Origin of the sequence: Pseudomonas sp. 58(2021), from assembly GCF_017491585.1 — a bacterium.
GTDB classification, from domain to species: Bacteria; Pseudomonadota; Gammaproteobacteria; order Pseudomonadales; family Pseudomonadaceae; genus Aquipseudomonas; species Aquipseudomonas fluorescens_BT.
Genome location: NZ_JAFGYZ010000035.1, coordinates 1 through 20221, shown reverse-complemented (window position 1 = coordinate 20221; position 20221 = coordinate 1). Strand labels below are relative to the sequence as shown.

Sequence of the window (20221 nt, the reverse complement as noted above, 5' to 3'; positions counted from 1 at the left end):
AAGGCGTGGGTTCAATGACGATGTTCGCGGGTCACCCCGGCATCGAATTGCGCGACGATCTGTTTCCATCCGGCAGCGGTCAGTGCCGCGTCGGACAGGTCTGACGGCGCTTGCAGATCGGCGGCGCGGTTGAGCCAGATGTCCGGCGCGGCGTCATTCGCAGCGTTCAGGCGCATCAGAAACGAGCCGGCCACGGCCGGTGCCTGGCTGTTGCCGAAGTAGGCGGCATTGGCCAGCAATTGCCAGACATGGCCGCCACGACTCACAGAGCTGGCGTCCTGGGCGAAAGGTGCGAAACCTTCATTCGCCAGGTTCTGCGGGGTTGGCAGTGTTTGCTGTTCTTCACGCAACAGGTGGATTTCGTCGAGGGTTACCCGCAGGTCGGCGTAGATGCCTTGCTCGCTGGCGCCGAGGTCGCGACGGGCATCGAGCTGATGGCTGGAAACCGGCTCAGGCTCGTGGGAAACACCGCGCCACGCCACCACGGAACCGGCGACCGTGAGGATCAGCAGGCACATCAGCAGCACATTGAGGGTTTCATGGCCGGCGCCGGCGGGGCGAACAACTTGAGTGGTCGGCGTGGTCATGGGGCTTCGATATCCGCTTGGTCGATTTCGACCACATGGCCTGGGCCCGCGTCGAACAGCACGTAGAACTCGGCGCCGGGTTTCTTGAAGGTCAGGGTCGAATCGGCGCCGAGCTTGCCCGGCACCAGGATGGTTTCGTCGTAGCCGATCACATCGAGGGTCACCCCCGGTGCGCCGCTGCCGTCGGAGAAACCGCCGGTGCATTTGATCTGTTCGGCATCGATGGCCTTGCACTCGCACATCGGGTTGTGGGCCAGGGCGCTGGTACTGAAAACGGCACACAGCGCCAGCCATGCGGCGCTCATGCCAAGACGGAAAGGACGGCTCATGGTTTGGCTCCTTGTTTGTTCAGCCAGGCAACGGTGGCGGGTGAGGCCTGGCTCAGCGGAATCGAGGCTTGATGCATGCTGCCGTCCCAGCCTTCCATGGTGATCCACAGTTCGGCGTCGGCTCTGGTTTTTTCCGGCACCGGCAACTGGATGCCCATGCGGTACGGCGTGCCGAAGAAGATCGAACCGGCGGCGCGCAGGCTGCGCGGCTTGCCGATGCGCAGGTAGGTGGCCTTGACCGGCTCGATACAGGCATCGCACAGGGCGGCGTTGAAGCCTTTCAGATAGCCCGCTGGGCCGTCGGAACGCGGCGCTTCGTCGCGCAGTTCGGCTAGGCGCAGGCTCCACGGCCCGACCTGGATCTCGCCAATTTCGCGTTCGCCCAGGCCGCTGTCGCCACGGAACAGCGCGGCGTCGGCAAAGTATTTGGGCATGAAGCCCAAGGGGATCAGCAGCAACAGCACATTGATGTGGAAGCGCCATTTGTGCCAGATCATGCTCAGCCGGGAGGGCTGAGCCACGCTAGTGGACTTGCTCACAGGTTGGCCTCCGACGTTTCACGGCGCAGGGCCGGTTGCGCCTGAACGCGCTGTTTCTTGTGCTCGCGCTTGAGGGCATTGGCGGTGGCCAGCGCGGTGCGTTTGGTCCAGATCAGCAGGCCGCTGAGGACCATCATGCTCAGCAGCAGGCCGAAGAAGAACCAGATCAGCTTGATCCACAGGCCGCCGAAATCCCCGGTGTGCAGCGGGCGCATGGATTCGGTAACGAATTCCAGCGACGTGCGATCGGACAGCAGCCGTGAAGCCGCCACGTCGCCGCTGTACGGGTTGAGCGTGGCGGTCTGGTACATCAGCGGATACCAGCCGCGGCCGCCGATATCCATATGCGCGTAGGCATTGCCCGGCAGGCTGATGAAGCTGGCTTCGAGGCCGGGGATTTTCGTCTGGGCGATTTCGATGGCGCGGTCGAGGCTGATCCGCGGCGGTGGTGAACCGTCGCTCGACAGCGGCACGGCTTCACGGGACATGGCCGGGATGATCGGCTCGCTGGAAATGGAGATCTGGTTGTCCGACAGCAGCGCCTGGATCAGGAACCAGGTACCGGTGATCGAAATCACCGCGATGAACCAGATCGACCAGATGCCGCTCAAGCGGTGAAAGTCGCCCCAGAAGATCCGTGCGCCGTGATTGAAGCGCAGGGTCGGGCGGAAAAAGCCTTTCCAGAAGCGCTTGTATACCACCAGCCCGGTCACCAGCGAAGCCAGCATCGGCAGGCCGAGGAAGGACACCAGATACCAGCCCCAGCTGAAACCGTTGGTGAACGGCACCAGCCACCAGCCGTGCAGCGCACGAGTGAAGGCCTTGAAGTTGAAGTTTGGTGCCGTGCCCTGGATCACGCCGGTGTACGGGTTGACGTAGACCGTCAGCGAACGGCCGTCGGGGTAGCTGACGTCGACGTCGAGGGCAAAGTGCGATTCGTCCGGCCGGTTGATGCTCTGCACCAGGGTCTGCGGTTCGGCCTTTTTGATTTCGGCGAGGATCTGGTCATAGCTCAGGCGGGGCGCATCGTCCGAGGGGGCGCTGGCGCGCATTTGCGGGTTGGCCAGCCAGACGATTTCCTGGCTGACGACCGCCAGGGTGCCGGTGACGCAGACAATCAGGACAAAAAACCAGATCGGCAACGCGAGCCAGCTGTGTACCAGGAACCACAGTTTCGAGCGGGATTTCTTCGACATGATGACCGGTCTTGATTCGGTGAGAGGACTGGACGCTACGGGCTTCGCAGCGTGGGAGTCCCTGAAGGGCCGGTCGTGGCTTTTGCCTACGCGACCGGCCCGCATCTCTATAAGACGGATGACCGAAGCAAATCCCGATGAAAGATATGAAAGTAAATGTTTCGCGATCGCAATCTCACCACGCCGCCGGTCGGCGTTGTGGTGAGCGGGAGGAAGGGATGGCTCAGCGCAGGAACGCCAGCGCTTCGGCGAGCAACAGTTGCGGGACTTCTTCGGCGAGATAGTGGCCGGCTGGCAAAGACTTGCCGCGCACGTCGGTGGCCACCTGCTGCCATTCCCTGAGCGGGTCGAAGCAACGACCGACCGTACCTTCGGCACCCCACAGCACCAGCAGTGGCAAGCTCAGATGATGGCCGGCCTCGAGGTCGGCGCGGTCGTGTTCCAGATCGATGCCGGCACTGGCGCGGTAGTCCTCGCAGATGCCGCGTGCGCTGCCGGGCAGCTTGAGGCAGCGCAGGTATTCGCCGAAAGCCTCGTCGGTAAATGGCTTGAGCCCGGCGCTGCGACTGCCCATGACGCTGCGCAGATAGCCTTCAGGGTCGGCTTCGATCAGGGTTTCCGGCAGCGGTGCCGGGCGGATCAGGAAAAACCAGTGCCAATAGGCCCGTGCAAAAGCTTCGTTGGTCTGGCTGTACATCGCCAGCGTCGGCGCGATGTCCAGCAGCACCATGCGCTGCATGGCTTCGGGATGATCGAGCGCCAGGCGATGGGCAACCCGCGCACCACGATCATGGGCAAGGATCGAGAATTGCTCGAAGCCCAACGCGTTCATCAATTCCACGCCGTCGCGGGCCATCTCGCGCTTGGAATAATTGAGATGAGCTTCATCCGCCGGCGGACGACTGCTGTCGCCGTAACCACGCAGGTCGGCGGCGACCACAGTGAAGTGCTCGGCCAGTTGCTCGGCGACCTTGTGCCAGATGACGTGGGTCTGCGGGTGCCCGTGCAACAACAGCAGGCCCGGCCCGCTGCCTCTGATGCGGTAGGTGATGTCCACGCCATTGACGTGGCGCTGGTCTTTGACGAATCCGGCAAACATCGGGGGAGATCCTTTATTCAGGCGGGTGGCCTGCATCGTGGAATTGCCGGGCGTTCATGACAAGACGTGAAGCGTGGTTCGACGGTTCATGAATCGTGTAGGCCCATCCCGCGCGCTGCGCGGGAATGGACTCTCGTCGTTGCTAACCCTGCTGAAACATTTCCTTTGCCCGTTGCTCGATCTGCTCCTGGGTCAGATCTTCCTTGCGGGTGGCCAGGAACCACAGATGCCCGTACGGATCTTTCAACGTACCGCTGCGATCCCCGTAGAACTGATCCTTGACCTGGGACACGGCCGTCGCCCCGGCATCCAGTGCGCGCTGGAACGACTTGTCGACATCGGTCACATACAGATGCAAACCGACGGACACGGCTTTGTCCGGATTGCTCAATGGCCCTTGGTCACAGGGTGTGCCAAGCATGATGGCGCTGTCGCCGATGCGCAGTTCGCAGTGGCCGACGCGACCGTCAGGCATGCTCAGGCGCATGACTTCGGTGGCACCGAATGCTTTTTTGTAGAAGTCGATGGCTTCGGCAGCTTTGTGAATGCCGAGATACGGGGTAATGCTGTGATACCCCTCGGGAATAGGTTGAACGCTCATGGCGTACTCCTTTTTTTGTCGCCCTGTTTTTATGGGTGGTTGAAGGTGTGGCTTCGCCGGGGTTACCGGTCGCTCAACTATAGGCGTGTGTCGCCGGCCCGACCGAGTACCCGACGAGCAGTGTTCAGCCATCGACAGTTCAGCAACAGAATGCGCGGGCTTTTATCGCTCATTCGTCAAACCGACCCTGGCCAGGGAAGGCGTGGATCTGGACATCAAGGTCTTCACCGACTTCATCCGAGAAGGGCAAGAGCCTGTACATCGAGTTTCTGGTCGCCCGTCCCGACCACATCAACGACCCGGGACATCGAGAAAGTGCGCCCCCGGTCCTTGCTCGCCCAGCACATCACCCTGATTGCGCAGCGGACAGGCTTGCATCGACAGGCATCCGCAACCGATGCAACCGGTCAGTCGATCCCGCAGCAGCGTCAACTGATTGATCCGTTCGTCCAGCTCCCGCCGCCACTGCTCCGACAGCATTTTCCAGTCCGACGCCGTCGGCGCGCGGTTGTCCGGTAGCTGTTTCAACGCCTCGCCGATTTCCGCCAGTGGAATCCCCAGCCGTTGCGCCACCTTGATCAACGCCACTCGCCGCAGCACTTCCCGTGGATAACGCCGCTGGTTGCCGGCATTGCGCTGGCTCTTGATCAATCCCTTGGATTCATAAAAGTGCAGGGCGGTCACCGCCACGCCGCTGCGTGCCGCGACTTCGCCGACGCTGAGTTGTCTGTGCAGATTTTCCGCAGTGACCATTTGAAAATTGCCCCTTGACCTCAAGTTAACTCGAGGTTTTACCCTGCAGGCCTTCGAACCGCAAGATTCACCTGACAGAGTGGGGATGTCATGCAAGCACCCGCAAAAAACCGCAGCTTCACCCAATTGATCGAATTCGAAATCGAGCCCGGCCAGCAACTGGCGCTGGTCTCGGCGCTGGCGGTGCAGACCGAACGTCTGGCCCAGCGTTACTCAGGCTTCGTCAGCGCCAGCGTCCAGGCCAGTGACGACGGTCGGCGAGTCTTGAGCTTTCTGCAATGGCAATCCCGCGAGGCGGGGGAGGCAGCGTTCCAGAGTTTCGAAACCGGCGAGCAGGACTTCTGGCAACTGATCCGCACCCATCAGGCGCGCACCGTGACCTTCGGTTCATTCCAGGTGCTGAGCAGCATCGCCCGCAGTCACGACGACGGCTTGCACTGCCAGTTGGTGGGCTAGATCGACAACTGGATCAAGCGCTCTCCCTGCAGGTTTTCCGTGGGTCGCCGCTTGTTCACCGCCAGTTCGCCGATCTTGATCAGCCGCGTGCGGGTCACGTTGCGGCTCAAGCCGAGCAGTGCGGCGGTGTGTACCTGGTTGTAGTGGCAGAAGCGATAGGCCGAACGCAGCAACGCGTCCTCGACCTTTTCATGCAGGGCGCCGGCCTGTTGTTCGAAGAGTTTCTGGAAGGCACGTTCGAGCAGCGCTTCCGGTGAGTCGTCGACGCTGCCGTGCTGATCGTCCGGACGGTCAATGCGCAGGTTCGACAGGCGCAGATCATCGCGCTCGATCACGCCGTTGCGGCAAATCAGCAGCGTGTGGTGGATGACGTTTTCCAGTTCGCGGATGTTGCCCGGCCAACTGTAGCCGCGCAGTTTGTGTTCGGCGCCGGGGCTGATGGTGATGCGCCCGTAACCCAGACGCTGACTGTAGGCCTCGATGAAATGCCGGGTCAGCGGCAGGATGTCGCCGGGCCGCTCGCGCAACGGGCTCAGCTCCAGATTGACCACGTTCAGCCGGTAATACAGATCCTCGCGAAAATGCCCGGCGTTGATGGCTTTCTCCAGTTGCACGTTGGTCGCGGCGAGCACTCGGACATCGATGGGAATACTCTTGCGCGAACCGAGTCGCACCACTTCGCGTTCCTGCAACACCCGCAGCAATTTGACCTGGATGGCCATCGGCAGATCGCCGATTTCATCGAGGAACAATGTGCCGCCATCCGCCTCTTCAAACCACCCGGCCTTGGCGCTGAGAGCGCCGGTGAAAGCGCCTTTTTCATGGCCGAACAGTTCGGCTTCCACCAGCGATTCGGAAAACGCTCCGCAGTTCACCGCAATGAACGGCCGGTTGCGCCGGTTGCTGAGGTTATGGATGTGCCGCGCCACCAACTCCTTGCCGGTGCCGGTTTCGCCGATGATCAGCACGCTGGCTTCGCTCGGCGCGACTTGTTGCAGATGCGCGAGCAGGGCCTGGGACTTCGGGTCTTCGAAGACCTGAGCGGTGGCGCGAATCGAAGTGGCCAGGGCGGGTGAGGGCGGCAGGGTCAGCAGTTGCATGGGTCTCGCTCCACGAAAGGAAATCAGGAATAGAACGTCGGCACCGGCAGGGCCTGATTCAGCGCCCAGTCGCCCAGCTCATGGAGTTTGTAATCCAGAGGGTCGTGCAGGGTTTGCGTGCGCAGGTTGCGCCAGTGGCGGTCGAGGCGCAGCGATGCGTGGGTCGAACGGGCGCCGGTGACTTCGAACAACCGGCTGCAAATCTCCAGGCCCTGGCGGCTGGCGGCGACCTTGGCCGTGGCAATCGCCGTGGCCAGATGACCGCGTTCTTCGGCGCTGAGGTTCGGGCCTTTGGCCCAGGCCTCGTCGAGCAACGCAGCGGCGCGTTCCACCAGCAGGCGGATGCCCTCGAGGGCGACCCAGAACTCGCCGTAATGGGCCAGCACATAAGGATCTTCACGTACCTCGCGCACCGAGGATTTGTGCCAGACACGGGTTTCGCTGAGGGTGTATTGCCGCGCTTCTTCGAAGGCGCCTTCGGCGATGCCGAGGAACATGTGGGTGAACGTCAGTTGCGCGATCAATGGGCGCAGACAGGCGAATGGTGTGCTCAAAGGGCCCGGATCCAGCAGCAGTTCCGATTCCTCGACCCGCACCCGTTCGAACGTGGCGCTGCCGCTGTCGGTCTGGCGCTGGCCGATGTTGTTCCAGTCGTTGTGCAGGGTGATGCCGCTGCGCCCGCTGGGGATCGCCGCGATCATCAGTTTGCCGCCGTTGCTTTCGTCCACCGCCGAGGCGATCAGCATCTGCGAATCGCTGGCGCCGGAGCAGAAGCTCTTCTTGCCGGAAAACTCGCGCCAGCCACCGAGGTCCTTGACCACGGTGCGGGTGTCCAGCGGATTGAGCGCGTTGCCCCAGAACCAGTTCTGCCGCGCGGTCTGTTCGAACCACGGCTGCCATTGTTCCGGGCGGGAAAACAGGCGCACGGTGGCGAGCATCAAATGATGAAAACCGAAGACGTGGGCGATCGAGCTGTCGACCTTGGCGAATTCGCGCACGACTTGCAGGGTTTCGCTCCAGCGCGCGCCGAGGCCGCCGTAACGGGTGGGAATGCTCAGGGCCAGCAGACCGCTGTCGCGCAGGGCGTCGCGTTCGGCTTTCGGCGTGCCGCCACGCTCGTCGCGCTCGACGGCGGTCAGGGCGAATTCAGCGGCCAGTTGGCGGGCGGTCTGCAACGGGGAAAGCAGGGTGCTTTGCGGTTTGGCAGTCACTCGGTCTTCCTCAGGCGTTGGCTTTGGCGGGCAGAACATCATTGGCGATCATTTCGCCAAACGGCCCGGTGAGGTTGGTGACGCCGCGTCCGGCCAGGCTTGCATAGGGCTCGGGCAACAACGGGAAGACCAGTTCGGCAAAGCGGTAGGCCTCTTCCAGATGCGGGTAGCCGGAGAAAATGAAACTCTCGATGCCCAGGTCCGCGTATTCCTTGATCCGCGCCGCAACCTGCTGAGGGTCGCCGACCAGCGCGGTGCCGGCACCGCCGCGCACCAGGCCGACGCCGGCCCACAGGTTGGGGGCGATTTCCAGGTTGTCGCGGCGCCCGTCGTGCAGGGCGGCCATGCGCCGCTGGCCTTCGGAGTCGAAGCGCGAAAAGGATTTCTGCGCGGCCTCGATGGTTTCGTCGCTGATGTGCTCGATCAGTTTGTCGGCGGCTTTCCAGGCTTCTTCGGCGGTCTCGCGCACGATCACGTGCAGGCGGATGCCGAACTTCACCTTGCGCCCGTGGCGGGCAGCGCGTTCACGCACATCGGCGAGTTTTTCGGCGACGGCTGCCGGTGGTTCGCCCCAGGTCAGGTACACGTCGACCTGCTCGGCGGCCAGATCGTGGGCTGCGTCGGAGGAACCGCCGAAATACAGCGGCGGATAGGGTTTCTGTACCGGCGGATACAAGGCTTTGGCGTTCTGCACCTTCAGGTGTTTGCCTTCGAAATCCACCGCCTCGCCTTGCAACACGCGGCGCCAGATCTTGAGGAATTCGTCGGTGACTTCGTAGCGTTCGCTGTGGCTGAGGAAACTGCCGTCGCCACGGTTTTCGTCCGGGTCGCCGCCGGTCACGACGTTGATCAGCAAGCGGCCGTTGGACAGACGATCCAGGGTGGCGGCCATGCGCGCCGAGACGGTCGGCGAAATGATCCCCGGACGGATCGCCACCAGATAACGCAGGCGTTCGGTCAGAGGCACCAGCGCCGAGGCGATCACCCACGAATCCTCGCAGGAACGCCCGGTGGGAATCAGCACGCCGTGGTAGCCGAGGCTGTCGGCGGCTTGCGCCACCTGTTTCAGGTAATTGAGGGTGACCGGGCGCGCGCCTTGGGTGGTGCCCAGATAGTGACCGTCGCCGTGGGTCGGCAGGAACCAGAAAACATCCATGAACAGCTCCTCAGGCGATTTTCAGCAAAGGTTTGATAGGTGTGCCGAACAGCGGCGCGGCGCGTTCGGCGGCCAGGCGAATGCGGGCCTTGAGCGGTTCGCTGGTGATCTGGTAGTCGGCGAAATCGGCTTCGGTGGCGTACACGCCGATCGGCAGGGTCACTGCCTGGAAGAAACTGAACAGCGGGCGCAATTGGTGATCGAGGACCAACGCATGGCGTTCGCTGCCACCGGTGGCGGCGAGTAGCACAGGCGTGTCGATCAGCGCATTCAGGTCGATCAGGTCGAACAAATGCTTGAGCAAGCCCGGATAGGAGCCGCGATAAACCGGCGCGGCGACGATCAGCAGGTCAGCCTGTTCGATGGCTTGCAGTTCGGCTTCGATCTCGGCGGGCAGTTCCTGACGGGACAGTGCGGCGCCGAGTGGGCGGGCGATGTCTCCGAGTTCGATCAAATGGCTCTCGATCGGCAAGTGACCGGACAATTCGGTCAGCAGAGCCTGAGTCAGCACCAGCGTGCGCGATGGACGCCAGGTTCCGCCGGACAAGGCGACGACTTTCAATGGACGCGACATGATCAGTTCCTTTTTCAACAGTTGCTCGGCGAGCAGTGAGTAGTCACTGGAGCAGAGCAAGCGCTGTACCAATTCCTTTGAGGCCCGTATTGCGGGGCTTTGAGCGTTGTCAGTGGCTGTGCTTTTGTGACTTTCAGGCCGGTTTGTTGAACCGCTGTTGCCTGGGAAACAGTTGCTGGAGCAACAGTGCCGAACGCGATGAAGGATTTATAAAGGCTGACTGTTATTCCGTAAAAGACTGTTAATTGATATTGATAGAACTTTTGTGAATATTTGAACCTGACCTGTCGGAAACCTGATAGCCACTATTGAGAGCGTTGATTTCTGCCACGGCCAGCTCGGGCGTAGCCTTTGCTCATCGACCAACACCCGCCACGGCAGGACGCTCCCATGAATCGTTTACTGACTGTTTCCCTGATGTTCGCTGTCTCCGTTCTCGCCGGTTGTGCGAGCCACGTTTCCCCGGAACTGCGCCCTTACACGGCGGAAGAAACCCGCGAACTGGCGCTGGAAACCCTGAATCGCAGCGGCTTGTCGTTCGAGGAATACCACGCGAAGAAAGCCCTGCTGCTCGGCCAGCCACAGAAGCCTTTCGGGTTTGATAACAAGGGTGAAATGAGCGCAGAGCGGGCCGTACAGCTGCACGGTCGTCCTAGCTGATCCGTAACTGTACTGCTCGAAGTTTTACCCAACTGTCTGTGGGTTTGCGCGGCGCCGTGGGATAGGGTCAACACCTGAATGACCCTGACGGACTGCCTGCCATGACCCTTTCGCTCGACCTGCTGCTGGGCTTTGCCCTGTTTGCCCTTGTCACCTCGATCACACCGGGGCCGAACAACACCATGTTGCTGGCATCGGGCGTGAATTTCGGCTTTAACCGCACCATCCCCCATATGCTCGGCATTACCTGCGGCTTCTTTGTGCTGGTAGTGGCGGTGGGTTTTGGCCTGGGCGCAGTGTTCCAGACCTATCCGTTGCTCTATACGGTCCTGCGTTACGTCGGCGCGGCGTACTTGCTGTATCTGGCGTGGACAATCGCGCATTCGGGCCCGGTCAGCGATAGCGAGCAGGGTGATGCGAAGCCGATCAGCTACCTCGGCGCGGCGGCTTTTCAGTGGGTCAATCCCAAGGCGTGGATCATGGCCATCGGTGCCATCAGCACCTACACGCCGATGCAGGGCTATTTCACCAACGTGATCGTGATTGCGGCGGTGTTCGCCATCATCAACCTGCCGAGCGTCGGCGTCTGGGCGGCGTGCGGGACTTTGCTGCGCAATGTGCTCAAGGAGCGCCGCTGGTTGCGGGTGTTCAACTGGGGCATGGCGGCGCTGCTGGTGATTTCGCTGTATCCGTTACTCCTTGAAAGCATTAGCTGACGCAGTGCTACAACCGCCGGCCCGATGCCTGTTAAAGTCGCGTTCAGGAGCGTTCCTACGCACTTTTAAATGAAGTTGTTCTTCTTTAACGGCATCCGATCAGGTATTGATGACGCTCTCGAACCCGGGCGCAGCTCACAAGGCTGCGCCGTGCCGTTTGTAGACACGAGCTTCCTGATCCCGGAACACGCTCTGCGAGTCTTTTTATGAACACACGTGCGCTGTATTTCGATTACGCCGCCACCACCCCGGTGGACGAGCGGGTCATCCAGGTGATGATCGAGTGTCTAGGTTTCAATGGTAACTTCGGCAACCCGGCTTCCAGTTCCCACGCCTTTGGCCAGCAGGCCCGGCAAACGGTCGAGCACGCTCGCCGGCAAGTCGCCGAACTGGTCGGTGCCCAGGCGCAGCAGATCGTCTGGACCTCCGGCGCCACCGAATCCAACAACCTCGCGCTTAAAGGCGTGGCCCAGGCCCGTGGAGTATCCGGCGGGCACATCATCACCAGTCAGATCGAACACAAGGCCATCCTCGACACCGCCCGGCAATTGCAGGACGCCGGTGTCGCCGTGACCTATCTGGTGCCGGACGCCGAAGGCCTGATCACCCCGCAAGCGGTCAGTGAAGCGATGCGTGATGACACCTTTCTGGTGTCGCTGATGCTGGTCAACAACGAACTCGGCACCGTCAACGACATCCCGGCCATCGGCGAAGTGGTGCGTGGGCGCGGGGCGTTGTTTCATGTCGATGCGGCCCAGGGTGCCGGCAAGGTCGCGATCGATCTGGCGCAATGGCCGGTGGACCTGATGTCGTTCTCGGCGCACAAGCTCTACGGCCCCAAAGGCATTGGCGCGCTGTATGTCGGCCCGCGTGCGCAGCAGCGCTTGCAGGCGCAGATACACGGTGGCGGTCACGAGGGCGGCTTGCGCTCCGGTACGTTGGCGACTCACCAGATTGCTGCCATGGGCTCGGCCTTTGCCCTGGCCGCCGAAGCTTTCGATGACGAGAAGAAAATCATCGTCGCGTTGCGCGAGCGATTGCTCGAACAGCTCTTGAGCCTGCCCGGCGTACGCCTCAACGGCAGCTCCACCCAACGTATTCCGCACACCTTGAGCCTGACTTTCAGCGAAGGCGAGTTCAACCCGGCGGCGCTGAGCCATTCGATCGCGTTTTCCGCGACCTCGGCCTGCAATTCCGCGAGCAACGCACCGTCCCATGTTTTGCTGGCATTGGGGTATGACGCGCATCTGGCGGGGCGCACGATTCGCCTGAGCCTCGGCCGTTTCACCACCGCCGAAGACATCGACAAGGCTGCAGAACTGATCAAGACCGCCTGCGCCAGTGCTCCGGCATTCTGGGCGACAGGGCTTTAACGAGCTGGCTTCGAACGGCACCAAACAATAACGATGAAGTGATTGGCAGGAGACATGATGAGTACCCAGACCTTGACCGAAGGAACGGTTCCCCAGCGCCTCGCGCACACCCGTGAACTGATGCGTCGCGAGGGTATCCACGCATTGCTGGTACCGTCCGCCGACCCGCATCTGTCGGAATACCTGCCGGGTTACTGGCAGGGCCGGCAATGGCTGTCGGGTTTCCATGGCTCGGTCGGCACATTGATTGTCACCACCGATTTCGCCGGGGTCTGGGCCGACAGTCGCTACTGGGAACAGGCGACCAAGGAACTCAAGGGCAGCGGCATCGAACTGGTGAAACTGCAACCAGGTCAGCCGAGCCCGCTGGACTGGCTGGCCGAGCAGACGCCGGAAGGTGGCGTGGTCGCGGTCGACGGCGCAGTGATGGCCGTCGCGTCAGCGCGTACGCTGGGCAGCAAGCTCGAAGCGCGGGGTGCCCGTCTGCGTACCGACATCGACTTGTTGAAAGAAGTCTGGAGCGACCGCCCGGCGCTGCCGAATGCGCCGATCTATCAGCACCTGCCACCGCAGGCGACTGTCAGCCGTGGCGAGAAACTCGCCAAACTGCGTGAAACCCTGCAGGAACGTGGTGCCGATTGGCACTTCATCGCAACTCTCGACGACATCGCCTGGCTGTTCAACCTGCGCGGCGGCGATGTGTCGTTCAACCCGGTATTCGTTTCCTTCGCGCTGATCAGTCAGCAACAAGCCACGCTGTTTGTGGCCTTGAGCAAGGTTGATGCTGAGCTGCGTGCCGTGCTGGAAAAAGACGGCGTGACCCTGCGTGACTACAGTGAAGTCGCTGACGCCTTGCGTGCGATTCCGAGTGGCGCGAGCCTGCTGGTGGATCCGGCACGGGTCACCAGTGGTTTGCTGGATAACCTCGACAGTGGCGTGAAACTGGTCGAAGGCCTGAACCCGACCACGCTGGCCAAGTCGCAGAAGAGCCTGGCGGACGCCGGGCATATTCGTCAGGCGATGGAGCAGGATGGCGCGGCGCTGTGCGAGTTTTTCACCTGGCTGGAATCGGCCTGGGGTCGTGAACGCATTACAGAGCTGACCATTGACGAGAAGCTCACTGCTGCTCGTGAGCGTCGTCCGGATTACGTGTCGCTGAGTTTCAACACCATCGCTGCATTCAATGCCAACGGCGCGATGCCGCATTACCACGCTACCCCGGAAGAACACGCGGTGATCGAGGGTGATGGCTTGTTGCTGATCGATTCCGGTGGTCAATACCTGGGCGGCACTACCGACATTACGCGCATGGTGGCTGTTGGTACGCCGAGCGAAGAACAGAAACGTGACTGCACCCGAGTGTTGAAGGGCGTGATTGCGTTGTCCCGCGCGCATTTCCCGAAAGGCATTCTGTCGCCGCTGCTGGACGCGATTGCCCGTGCGCCGATCTGGGCCGAAAACGTGGATTACGGCCATGGCACCGGTCACGGTGTGGGTTATTTCCTCAATGTGCACGAAGGCCCGCAGGTGATTGCCTATCAAGCGGCGCCGGCGCCACAGACTGCCATGCAGCCGGGCATGATCACCTCAATCGAGCCGGGCACTTATCGTCCGGGCCGCTGGGGTGTGCGGATCGAGAACCTGGCGATGAACGTAGTGGCTGGAAGCAGCGAGTTCGGCGAGTTCCTCAAGTTCGAAACCCTGACCCTGTGCCCGATCGATACCCGTTGTCTGGAGCCGTCGTTGCTGACGCAGGAAGAGAAGCAGTGGTTCAACGCCTATCACGCCGAAGTGCGCGAGCGTCTGAGTCCGCTGCTTGATGGCGCGGCACTGGAATGGTTGAACACGCGTACTGCCGCTATTTAAACGGTTGAAGCTCGGGCGCTGCTGCCAGCGCCCGGGTCATGAAATCGACAAACGCGTTGACCCTGGCGGACTGGCGACGGTTCGCCGGGAACACGGCGTGAATCGGCAATGATCGGGTCTGGTAGTCCTGCAACAGGGCGACCACTCGCCCCACCTTCAAATCCTCGCTGAACAGCCAGACCGGTGACAGCGAAATCCCCAGTCCTCCCAAAACCATTTCGCGGATCGCTTCGGAGTTGTTGCTCTGTGCATTGCCTTTGATGCGCACCTCGTGATGTTGGCCGGCCTTTTCGTAGGTCCACAGGTTTTGCGATTCGAGCAGGTTGAATTGCAGGCAGTTGTGCTGCGCAAGATCCTGCGGCGATTGTGGGGGTTCAAGGCGTTGCAGGTAGGCAGGCGCTGCGACGGTGACGCGATGGGTGGTGCCTATACGACGGGCGATCATGCCGCTGTCGTTCAATTCGCCGATGCGCAGGCTGACATCCAGGCCTTCGTTGACCAGATCCAGGTTCTGGTCGTTCAGCTGCAGGTTGATCTGAATCTGTGGGTATTGCTTGAGAAAGTCGGGCAGTCTTGGAGCGATCTGCAGGCGACCGAAGCTGACTGATGAACCGATTCGTAACGCCCCGGCGACTGTTTCCCGCCCCGACTGGAAACTGTGTTCGGCAGCATCCACCGCAGCAAGGATTTTTCGGCACTCGTTGTAGTACCGCTGACCTTCATCGGTCAGCGACAGCCTGCGCGTACTGCGGGCAATCAGCTTGCCACCCAGCTGGATTTCAAGGGCGCGCAGGACTTTGCTGATGGTCGGCTGGGTGGTCTGCAGTTCCCGGGCAACGGCGGAGAAACTGCCGCGTTCGACCACCCGGACGAAGATCGCCATTGCGTTGAGCTTGTCCATGAAACGCCTCATTCATGCCGTTTTGGCATGCTCAATATAGTCATTTGGTGTCTTATCGGCATGGGTCTGTTGCGGGAACATGGCTTCACTTTCTCCCACAGGAATGACCGAAATGACCGACTCACTGCATATGCGCGCGCTGATGGTGGACACCGCTGACGGTCCGCTACGCCTGGTTTCCCTTGAACGCCCGGTGGCGGGCGCCGGACAGGTATTGGTGCGGATCAAGGCCAGCGGTGTGAATCCGCTGGATCTGAAAATCCGTGCGGGGCAGGCCGCCCATGCTCGACAGCCGTTGCCGGCGGTGTTGGGGCTGGATCTGGCGGGTGTGATCGACTCGGTGGGAGAGGGCGTACAGGGCTGGGCGCCGGGCGATGAGGTTTACGCGTTGGCAACCGGCATAGGAGGCGTGCAGGGTTCTCTGGCCGAGTTTGCGGTGGTCGATGCGCAGCTTCTGGCGCGCAAACCGGGCAATCTGAGTATGCGTGAGGCGGCGGCTTTGCCGCTGGTGCTGATTACTGCCTGGGAAGGATTGGTGGATCGTGCTCGGGTGAGTGCCGGGCAAAAGGTATTGATTCAGGGTGGGGCAGGTGGCGTTGGGCATGTGGCGGTGCAAATTGCTCGCGCGTTCGGTGCCGAGGTTTTTGCGACAGGTTCCGCAGGACAACGGGGGATCATCGAAGGGTATGGCGCGACGTTCATTGATTACCGAGAGACGTCGGTCGAGGACTATGTCGGTCAATACACGGCGGGAGAGGGGTTCGATATCGTTTATGACACGGTGGGCGGCGAAACGCTGGATGCGTCCTTCAAGGCCGTGCGGATCTACCACGGTCATGTGTTGAGTTGTCTGGGCTGGGGGCAGCATGCTCTGGCGCCGCTGTCATTTCGGGGCGCGACCTACTCCGGGGTATTTACCTTGTTGCCGCTGCTGACCGGGAAGGGCGGCGAGCATCATGCCGAGATTTTGCGCCAGGCGGCCCTGTTGATCGACGCCGGAGAGGTGAAACCATTGCTCCATGCGCGTCGGTTTACGCTTGAGTCAGCCGGCGAAGCCCATGAACTGCTTTCATCGAAAGCAGCGCAGGGACGTCTTGTCGTAGAGATCTAGCGCAGGGCTTCTTCAACGAAGTCGAGCCGGTCCTGACCGAAGAACAACTGATTGTCGATAAACATGCTCGGCGCACCGAAGACGCCACGCTTCACGGCTGTTTCGGTGTTGTCCTTGAGGGCAGTCTTGACCGCTTCATCATTGGTCAGTGCCTGTATCTGTTCAGGATTGAAGCCGTGTTCGGTCAGCACGGCTGCGACTGTTGTCGGTTCGTCGAGGCTGCGTCCTTCAACCCACAGTGCTTTGAACAGGCAGTCGATGAACGCCAGGAAGCGCTCCGGGTGCCGTAATTGAATGCCGGTCACCGCTCGCATCAACATCAACGTATTGATCGGGAAGTGCGGGTTGAACCTCAGGGGGACGCCGTAACGTTTGGCGTAGCGGTCGAGATCCTGGAACATGTAACGGCCCTTGGCCGGGATCATCGCCGGTGAAGCATTTCCGGTGGCTTTGAACACGCCGCCCAGCAACATCGGGATATAGATCAACCGGCTACCGGTCTCGGCGCAGATTCTCGGCAGTTGGGTGTACGCCAGATAGGTGGCGGGGCTGCCGAGGTCGAAGTAGAACTCCACGGTTTTGCTCATGTTCGCTGCACTCTGTTTTTTGTTATCGGGGGGGGTTACCAGCGTTCATTCCAGGGACGCAGATCCAGCTCGAAGGTCCAGGCATCCCTTGGCTGACTGTGCAGGTACCAATAGTTCTCGGCGATGTGCTCTGGATCGAGAATACCGTCCTGATCCCTGGTTGCGTATTTGTCGGGGAAGTTGCTGCGGATGAAGTCGGTGTCGATGGCACCGTCGACTACTATGTGGGCAACGTGAATGTTCATCGGGCCGAGTTCCCGGGCCATGCTTTGCGCCAGTGCGCGGATGCCGTGCTTGGCGCCGGCGAATGCGGCAAAACCGGAGGCTCCGCGCAGTCCGGCAGTAGCACCGGTGAACAGAATGGTGCCGCGCTGGCGGGTGACCATGCGCTTTGCCACCTCGCGAGCGTTGAGAAAACCCGAGAAGCAGGCCATTTCCCAGATCTTGAAATACTTGCGTGCGGTTTCTTCGAGAATGCTGCAAGGCACGTTGGCGCCGATGTTGAAAACGAATGCTTCGATCGGACCGAGGCGGGTTTCGATATCTTCGATCAGCGCAATTACGTCTTCTTCTTTGCGCGCGTCACAGGCAAATCCATGGGCTTGGCCGCCGTCCGCCTGAATGGCTTCCACCAACGGCTGCAGTTTTTCGGCGCTGCGCCGTGTGACGCACGCGATGAAACCTTCTTTGGCAAACCGCTTGGCGATGGCACCGCCCGTGGCGTCACCTGCACCGACAATCAATACGATCTTCTTGTTATTCATGGGTGGAGCCCTTTGGTAAACGATCGTTAAGTGAACGAACGTTATGCTAGGATTCGGTCAGCGTCAAGACAGCTCACCCCCGAGGAAAAAACCATGCGTTACTCCGCCAGCCACAAACTGGAAACCCGAGAAAAACTGCTGCAAAGCAGCGCGCTGTCGGCGAAAAGCTCGGGTTTCTCGACGGTTGGGGTTGATGCTCTGATGAAGGCAATCGGATTGAGTGGAGCTGCGTTCTATAGTCACTTTTCATCGAAGAGTGAGTTGTTCGCGGCGATCGTTGAGCGTGAGTTGAGTCAAAGTCTGGAGCGGCTGGGCGGGAAGGAAACGCAGGACAGGCAGCGCTTGCAGCGCTGTCTCAAGCAATATCTGAGCATGGCTCATGTCGAGCAGCCCGAGTCGGGCTGTGCGTTACCGGCATTGGGCGCCGAGATAGCCCGTTCGGATGAGTCGGTTCGTGAGCAGGCTGAATTGTGGATCTGCCGACTTCAGGAGAGCTGGGCACTGATACTGGAGAGCGACAGCCTGGCGTGGGCGATTCTGTCGCAATGTGTCGGGGCATTGGTGGTGGCGCGAATGCTTGCTACGCCCGAGATTCAGCGCAGGGTGCTGGACGCGAGCCATCAGGAAATTCAACGCCAGCTCGATGAGCAATGCGCCGAGTGAAATGGCGTCGGACTATTTACAGATGACGATCATGCTGCGGCTGGTATAACCGGCCGGATTCAATCCGAACGGATAATCACCCGGTTCTTCCACGGCGTCGCCAGACTTGGCGATGACTTTGTAACCCTTCGGTGCACAGGAATTGGCAGCGCTGGTATAGCACTTGTCCCAGGAAGACGAGAGACCAGAGCAGTTGATATGCAGCCCTTTCTTGCCGTGCTTCACCTGGGTTTTCGATGTCGCTGCACAGCCCGCAACTGCGAGTACGGCGATCAGTATCAAAATTCGTTTCATTACCATCCTTAATGGCAGCCTCGAGTCTGGCGCTCGGGTCTGCCCGTATTCGCTCGCGCTGTAGGCGTTCTGATGTCCCTATCCGAAAAAGTCCATGTCTGGCACTGAGTTACGAGGCTAAACATGGCCTAAATGAGCGCCAATTGCCAGACCTAAGTCAAATCCTGTCTCAATCTGCCGCAACCGCTGGCTTGGCGGCCGCGCCCATTGTCATGGTTGCACCCACGGAGGCCAGAATAATGCACAGGATTGCCATCCATTGCGCAAACGTCAGGTACTCCTGCAGGAACAGCAGACCCGACAAGGCGCCGAATGCGGGTTCGATACTCATCAGCGTGCCAAAGGTGCGGGCCGGCATACGGGTGAGGGCAACCATTTCCAGGGTGTAGGGCAGCGCGGTGGAAAGAATGGCCACGCCAATTGCGACGGGAATCAGCGATGGTGTCAGTAGCGCCGCACCCGCATGGACGATGCCGATGGGGGCGACAAACAGAGCCGCGATCATGACGCCCAGCGCCGCTGTAGTTACACCGTTGTCGGCACCGGCCTTCTGCCCGAATAGAATATACAGCGCCCAACAGGCACCAGCCCCCAGTGCATAGCCGGCACCCACAAGATCCAGACCGGTACTGGTCGCTCCTGTCGGTATCAGCAGAAGCAGTCCAACAGCGGCAAGGGCGATCCAGAGGAAGTCGATGGCACGACGGGAAGCATAAATGGCAACGGCCAGTGGGCCGGTGAACTCCAGAGCGACGGCAATCCCTAGCGGCACGGTACGCAGCGACATATAAAAGAGGAAGTTCATCCCGCCCAGGGCCATTCCGTAGACGATGACTGTTCGCAGTGACCTGCCGGTCAGCTTCGCTCTCCATGGGCGCAACAGCAACAGCATGATTACGCTGGCAAATATCAGACGCAATGTTGTCGTTCCTTGGGCGCCGACCACGGGAAACATGCTCTTGGCCAGCGATGCTCCGGATTGGATGGACGCCATGGCTATTAATAGCAGGCCAACCGGAAACAGGATTGAGGCCAGGCTGCGGGGTTGCTCATTCATTGCGCTGAGTCGTCCAAAAGAGTAGCGGAGGTGTGTTTTGTTTTTGATATTGGGCAATATATTGCGCACTGATTTCCTGCTCGTCTATATAGCAGGGGGCTTTTCGCATCGCTTGATAGAAAAACGAAATTAAGTGTTGACGGCAGATTCTGGAGGTCTATAATTCGCCCCACTTCCGGCGCAGTCGAAACGGAAAACTCCTTGAGATTCAATGAGTTACACGGTTTTCGATAGCGGTTTGCTTCAGATCATCGAAGCCTGGAAGGAGTTGGAAATGCCGGTTTTCCTGGCGCTTTCAACGGTTCGATCTTCTCGGTCGAAAGCGGAGAAAAAGAGGTGTTGACAGCAGCGTGTAACGCTGTAGAATTCGCCTCCCGCTGACGAGAGATCGGAAGCGCAAGTGGTTGAAGTTGTTGAAGAAATCTTCGAAAACTTCTGAAAATAATCACTTGACAGCAAATGAGGCTGCTGTAGAATACGCGCCTCGGTTGAGACGAAAGCTCTTAACCAACCGCTCTTTAACAACTGAATCAAGCAATTCGTGTGGGTGCTTGTGGAGTCAGACTGATAGTCAACAAGATTATCAGCATCACAAGTTACTCCGCGAGAAATCAAAGATGTAACCAAC

24 protein-coding genes are annotated in these 20221 nt (G+C 60.4%); 7 read left to right on the top strand and 17 right to left on the bottom strand.

Translation table 11 applies throughout. The features are described 5' to 3' along the window. Nucleotides 1-11: 11 nt before the first annotated feature. From J5M72_RS27575 to soxR, 7 genes are all read right to left on the bottom strand, one after another. Nucleotides 12-587 (bottom strand): DUF6162 family protein, encoded by a 576-nt coding sequence (locus tag J5M72_RS27575; protein ID WP_207868082.1) that lies wholly within the window; start codon nucleotides 585-587, stop codon nucleotides 12-14. Then, entirely contained in the window at nucleotides 584-916 is a 333-nt protein-coding gene (locus J5M72_RS27570) for a hypothetical protein (protein WP_207868080.1), read from the bottom strand. The genes J5M72_RS27575 and J5M72_RS27570 overlap by 4 nt, the downstream gene beginning before the upstream one ends. Beyond that, the gene (locus J5M72_RS27565) at nucleotides 913-1455 is read right to left on the bottom strand and encodes a thiamine pyrophosphate-binding protein (protein ID WP_207868078.1); all 543 of its coding nucleotides are present in this window, start codon (nucleotides 1453-1455) and stop codon (nucleotides 913-915) included. The genes J5M72_RS27570 and J5M72_RS27565 overlap by 4 nt, the downstream gene beginning before the upstream one ends. Then, a complete protein-coding gene (locus tag J5M72_RS27560; RefSeq protein WP_169431265.1) occupies nucleotides 1452-2651 on the bottom strand; it encodes a PepSY domain-containing protein in 1200 nt (399 codons plus the stop codon). The genes J5M72_RS27565 and J5M72_RS27560 overlap by 4 nt, the downstream gene beginning before the upstream one ends. Before the next feature lie 223 nt (nucleotides 2652-2874). Continuing rightward, nucleotides 2875-3750 (bottom strand): alpha/beta hydrolase, encoded by an 876-nt coding sequence (locus tag J5M72_RS27555; protein WP_207868076.1) that lies wholly within the window; start codon nucleotides 3748-3750, stop codon nucleotides 2875-2877. A gap of 142 nt (nucleotides 3751-3892) precedes the next feature. Beyond that, entirely contained in the window at nucleotides 3893-4351 is a 459-nt protein-coding gene (locus J5M72_RS27550) for a VOC family protein (RefSeq protein ID WP_207868075.1), read from the bottom strand. A 291-nt stretch (nucleotides 4352-4642) separates the two neighbouring features. Further along, entirely contained in the window at nucleotides 4643-5104 is a 462-nt protein-coding gene (gene soxR / locus J5M72_RS27545) for a redox-sensitive transcriptional activator SoxR (RefSeq protein WP_207868074.1), read from the bottom strand. A 90-nt stretch (nucleotides 5105-5194) separates the two neighbouring features. Here soxR and J5M72_RS27540 point away from each other — a divergent pair, with 90 nt between their 5' ends. Further along, nucleotides 5195-5560, top strand: a complete 366-nt coding sequence (locus J5M72_RS27540) for an antibiotic biosynthesis monooxygenase (protein WP_207868072.1) — start codon at nucleotides 5195-5197, stop codon at nucleotides 5558-5560. Here the strand turns inward: J5M72_RS27540 and J5M72_RS27535 are convergent. Genes J5M72_RS27535 through msuE form a run of 4 tightly spaced genes read right to left on the bottom strand, consistent with a single transcriptional unit; the run spans nucleotide 5557 to nucleotide 9601 of the window. Beyond that, nucleotides 5557-6660 carry a sigma-54 dependent transcriptional regulator gene (locus J5M72_RS27535; RefSeq protein WP_085710689.1) on the bottom strand — a complete coding sequence of 368 codons (1104 nt, stop codon included), beginning with the start codon at nucleotides 6658-6660 and terminating at the stop codon, nucleotides 5557-5559. The genes J5M72_RS27540 and J5M72_RS27535 overlap by 4 nt on opposite strands. 23 nt (nucleotides 6661-6683) lie before the next feature. Then, complete coding sequence (locus tag J5M72_RS27530) at nucleotides 6684-7871, bottom strand: acyl-CoA dehydrogenase family protein (protein ID WP_207868070.1); 1188 nt, start codon at nucleotides 7869-7871, stop codon at nucleotides 6684-6686. Nucleotides 7872-7881: 10 nt separating this feature from the next. Next, complete coding sequence (gene ssuD / locus J5M72_RS27525) at nucleotides 7882-9027, bottom strand: FMNH2-dependent alkanesulfonate monooxygenase (RefSeq protein ID WP_007955828.1); 1146 nt, start codon at nucleotides 9025-9027, stop codon at nucleotides 7882-7884. A 10-nt stretch (nucleotides 9028-9037) separates the two neighbouring features. Next, nucleotides 9038-9601, bottom strand: a complete 564-nt coding sequence (gene msuE, locus J5M72_RS27520) for an FMN reductase (RefSeq protein WP_207868068.1) — start codon at nucleotides 9599-9601, stop codon at nucleotides 9038-9040. Nucleotides 9602-9991: 390 nt separating this feature from the next. On the opposite strand from msuE, the gene J5M72_RS27515 reads away from it, so the two are divergent. The 4 genes from J5M72_RS27515 to J5M72_RS27500 all read left to right on the top strand — a co-directional run bounded on the left by J5M72_RS27515 (nucleotide 9992) and on the right by J5M72_RS27500 (nucleotide 14216). Next, nucleotides 9992-10261: a hypothetical protein gene (locus J5M72_RS27515; protein WP_207868066.1), complete on the top strand. Its 270-nt coding sequence runs from the start codon at nucleotides 9992-9994 to the stop codon at nucleotides 10259-10261. A gap of 101 nt (nucleotides 10262-10362) precedes the next feature. After that, nucleotides 10363-10977, top strand: coding sequence for a LysE family translocator (locus tag J5M72_RS27510; protein ID WP_207868064.1), 615 nt, complete (start codon nucleotides 10363-10365; stop codon nucleotides 10975-10977). A 206-nt stretch (nucleotides 10978-11183) separates the two neighbouring features. Next, a complete protein-coding gene (locus tag J5M72_RS27505) occupies nucleotides 11184-12350 on the top strand; it encodes an aminotransferase class V-fold PLP-dependent enzyme (protein ID WP_207868062.1) in 1167 nt (388 codons plus the stop codon). A gap of 57 nt (nucleotides 12351-12407) precedes the next feature. Then, nucleotides 12408-14216, top strand: a complete 1809-nt coding sequence (locus J5M72_RS27500; protein ID WP_207868060.1) for an aminopeptidase P family protein — start codon at nucleotides 12408-12410, stop codon at nucleotides 14214-14216. Here the strand turns inward: J5M72_RS27500 and J5M72_RS27495 are convergent. Further along, nucleotides 14209-15117: a LysR family transcriptional regulator gene (locus J5M72_RS27495; protein ID WP_207868058.1), complete on the bottom strand. Its 909-nt coding sequence runs from the start codon at nucleotides 15115-15117 to the stop codon at nucleotides 14209-14211. The two genes, J5M72_RS27500 and J5M72_RS27495, sit on opposite strands and share 8 nt — an antisense overlap. A gap of 112 nt (nucleotides 15118-15229) precedes the next feature. On the opposite strand from J5M72_RS27495, the gene J5M72_RS27490 reads away from it, so the two are divergent. Continuing rightward, a complete protein-coding gene (locus J5M72_RS27490; RefSeq protein WP_207868056.1) occupies nucleotides 15230-16228 on the top strand; it encodes a zinc-dependent alcohol dehydrogenase family protein in 999 nt (332 codons plus the stop codon). On the opposite strand, the gene J5M72_RS27485 is transcribed toward J5M72_RS27490, so the two are convergent. Then, the gene (locus J5M72_RS27485; RefSeq protein WP_207868054.1) at nucleotides 16225-16815 is read right to left on the bottom strand and encodes a 2-hydroxychromene-2-carboxylate isomerase; all 591 of its coding nucleotides are present in this window, start codon (nucleotides 16813-16815) and stop codon (nucleotides 16225-16227) included. The two genes, J5M72_RS27490 and J5M72_RS27485, sit on opposite strands and share 4 nt — an antisense overlap. A gap of 35 nt (nucleotides 16816-16850) precedes the next feature. Continuing rightward, nucleotides 16851-17579 carry an SDR family oxidoreductase gene (locus J5M72_RS27480; RefSeq protein ID WP_169431250.1) on the bottom strand — a complete coding sequence of 243 codons (729 nt, stop codon included), beginning with the start codon at nucleotides 17577-17579 and terminating at the stop codon, nucleotides 16851-16853. 93 nt (nucleotides 17580-17672) lie between these two features. Between J5M72_RS27480 and J5M72_RS27475 the strand changes: the two genes are divergently transcribed. Beyond that, entirely contained in the window at nucleotides 17673-18242 is a 570-nt protein-coding gene (locus tag J5M72_RS27475; protein ID WP_169431249.1) for a TetR/AcrR family transcriptional regulator, read from the top strand. Nucleotides 18243-18254: 12 nt separating this feature from the next. Here J5M72_RS27475 and J5M72_RS27470 read toward each other — a convergent pair whose 3' ends face one another. The 3 genes from J5M72_RS27470 to J5M72_RS27460 form a co-directional block, all read right to left on the bottom strand. Continuing rightward, nucleotides 18255-18536, bottom strand: a complete 282-nt coding sequence (locus tag J5M72_RS27470) for a hypothetical protein (RefSeq protein WP_041069802.1) — start codon at nucleotides 18534-18536, stop codon at nucleotides 18255-18257. A gap of 169 nt (nucleotides 18537-18705) precedes the next feature. Then, entirely contained in the window at nucleotides 18706-19593 is an 888-nt protein-coding gene (gene rhtA / locus J5M72_RS27465) for a threonine/homoserine exporter RhtA (protein ID WP_169431248.1), read from the bottom strand. A gap of 243 nt (nucleotides 19594-19836) precedes the next feature. Beyond that, the coding region (locus J5M72_RS27460; RefSeq protein WP_243433522.1) for a hypothetical protein at nucleotides 19837-20221 on the bottom strand (385 nt) is incomplete at its 5' end.

Excerpts from the sequence above, each read along its gene's own strand:
- msuE (WP_207868068.1), bottom strand. The coding sequence starts at position 9,601 with ATGTCGCGTCCATTGAAAGTCGTCGCCTTGTCCGGCGGAACCTGGCGT.
- J5M72_RS27540 (WP_207868072.1), top strand. The coding sequence starts at position 5,195 with ATGCAAGCACCCGCAAAAAACCGCAGCTTCACCCAATTGATCGAATTC.
- J5M72_RS27510 (WP_207868064.1), top strand. The coding sequence starts at position 10,363 with ATGACCCTTTCGCTCGACCTGCTGCTGGGCTTTGCCCTGTTTGCCCTT.
- J5M72_RS27570 (WP_207868080.1), bottom strand. The coding sequence starts at position 916 with ATGAGCCGTCCTTTCCGTCTTGGCATGAGCGCCGCATGGCTGGCGCTG.
- soxR (WP_207868074.1), bottom strand. The coding sequence starts at position 5,104 with ATGGTCACTGCGGAAAATCTGCACAGACAACTCAGCGTCGGCGAAGTC.
- J5M72_RS27500 (WP_207868060.1), top strand. The coding sequence starts at position 12,408 with ATGAGTACCCAGACCTTGACCGAAGGAACGGTTCCCCAGCGCCTCGCG.
- J5M72_RS27560 (WP_169431265.1), bottom strand. The coding sequence starts at position 2,651 with ATGTCGAAGAAATCCCGCTCGAAACTGTGGTTCCTGGTACACAGCTGG.
- ssuD (WP_007955828.1), bottom strand. The coding sequence starts at position 9,027 with ATGGATGTTTTCTGGTTCCTGCCGACCCACGGCGACGGTCACTATCTG.
- J5M72_RS27490 (WP_207868056.1), top strand. The coding sequence starts at position 15,230 with ATGACCGACTCACTGCATATGCGCGCGCTGATGGTGGACACCGCTGAC.
- J5M72_RS27470 (WP_041069802.1), bottom strand. The coding sequence starts at position 18,536 with ATGAAACGAATTTTGATACTGATCGCCGTACTCGCAGTTGCGGGCTGT.
- J5M72_RS27575 (WP_207868082.1), bottom strand. The coding sequence starts at position 587 with ATGACCACGCCGACCACTCAAGTTGTTCGCCCCGCCGGCGCCGGCCAT.
- J5M72_RS27535 (WP_085710689.1), bottom strand. The coding sequence starts at position 6,660 with ATGCAACTGCTGACCCTGCCGCCCTCACCCGCCCTGGCCACTTCGATT.
- J5M72_RS27515 (WP_207868066.1), top strand. The coding sequence starts at position 9,992 with ATGAATCGTTTACTGACTGTTTCCCTGATGTTCGCTGTCTCCGTTCTC.
- J5M72_RS27495 (WP_207868058.1), bottom strand. The coding sequence starts at position 15,117 with ATGGACAAGCTCAACGCAATGGCGATCTTCGTCCGGGTGGTCGAACGC.
- J5M72_RS27485 (WP_207868054.1), bottom strand. The coding sequence starts at position 16,815 with ATGAGCAAAACCGTGGAGTTCTACTTCGACCTCGGCAGCCCCGCCACC.
- J5M72_RS27550 (WP_207868075.1), bottom strand. The coding sequence starts at position 4,351 with ATGAGCGTTCAACCTATTCCCGAGGGGTATCACAGCATTACCCCGTAT.
- J5M72_RS27475 (WP_169431249.1), top strand. The coding sequence starts at position 17,673 with ATGCGTTACTCCGCCAGCCACAAACTGGAAACCCGAGAAAAACTGCTG.
- J5M72_RS27555 (WP_207868076.1), bottom strand. The coding sequence starts at position 3,750 with ATGTTTGCCGGATTCGTCAAAGACCAGCGCCACGTCAATGGCGTGGAC.
- J5M72_RS27480 (WP_169431250.1), bottom strand. The coding sequence starts at position 17,579 with ATGAATAACAAGAAGATCGTATTGATTGTCGGTGCAGGTGACGCCACG.
- J5M72_RS27505 (WP_207868062.1), top strand. The coding sequence starts at position 11,184 with ATGAACACACGTGCGCTGTATTTCGATTACGCCGCCACCACCCCGGTG.
- rhtA (WP_169431248.1), bottom strand. The coding sequence starts at position 19,593 with ATGAATGAGCAACCCCGCAGCCTGGCCTCAATCCTGTTTCCGGTTGGC.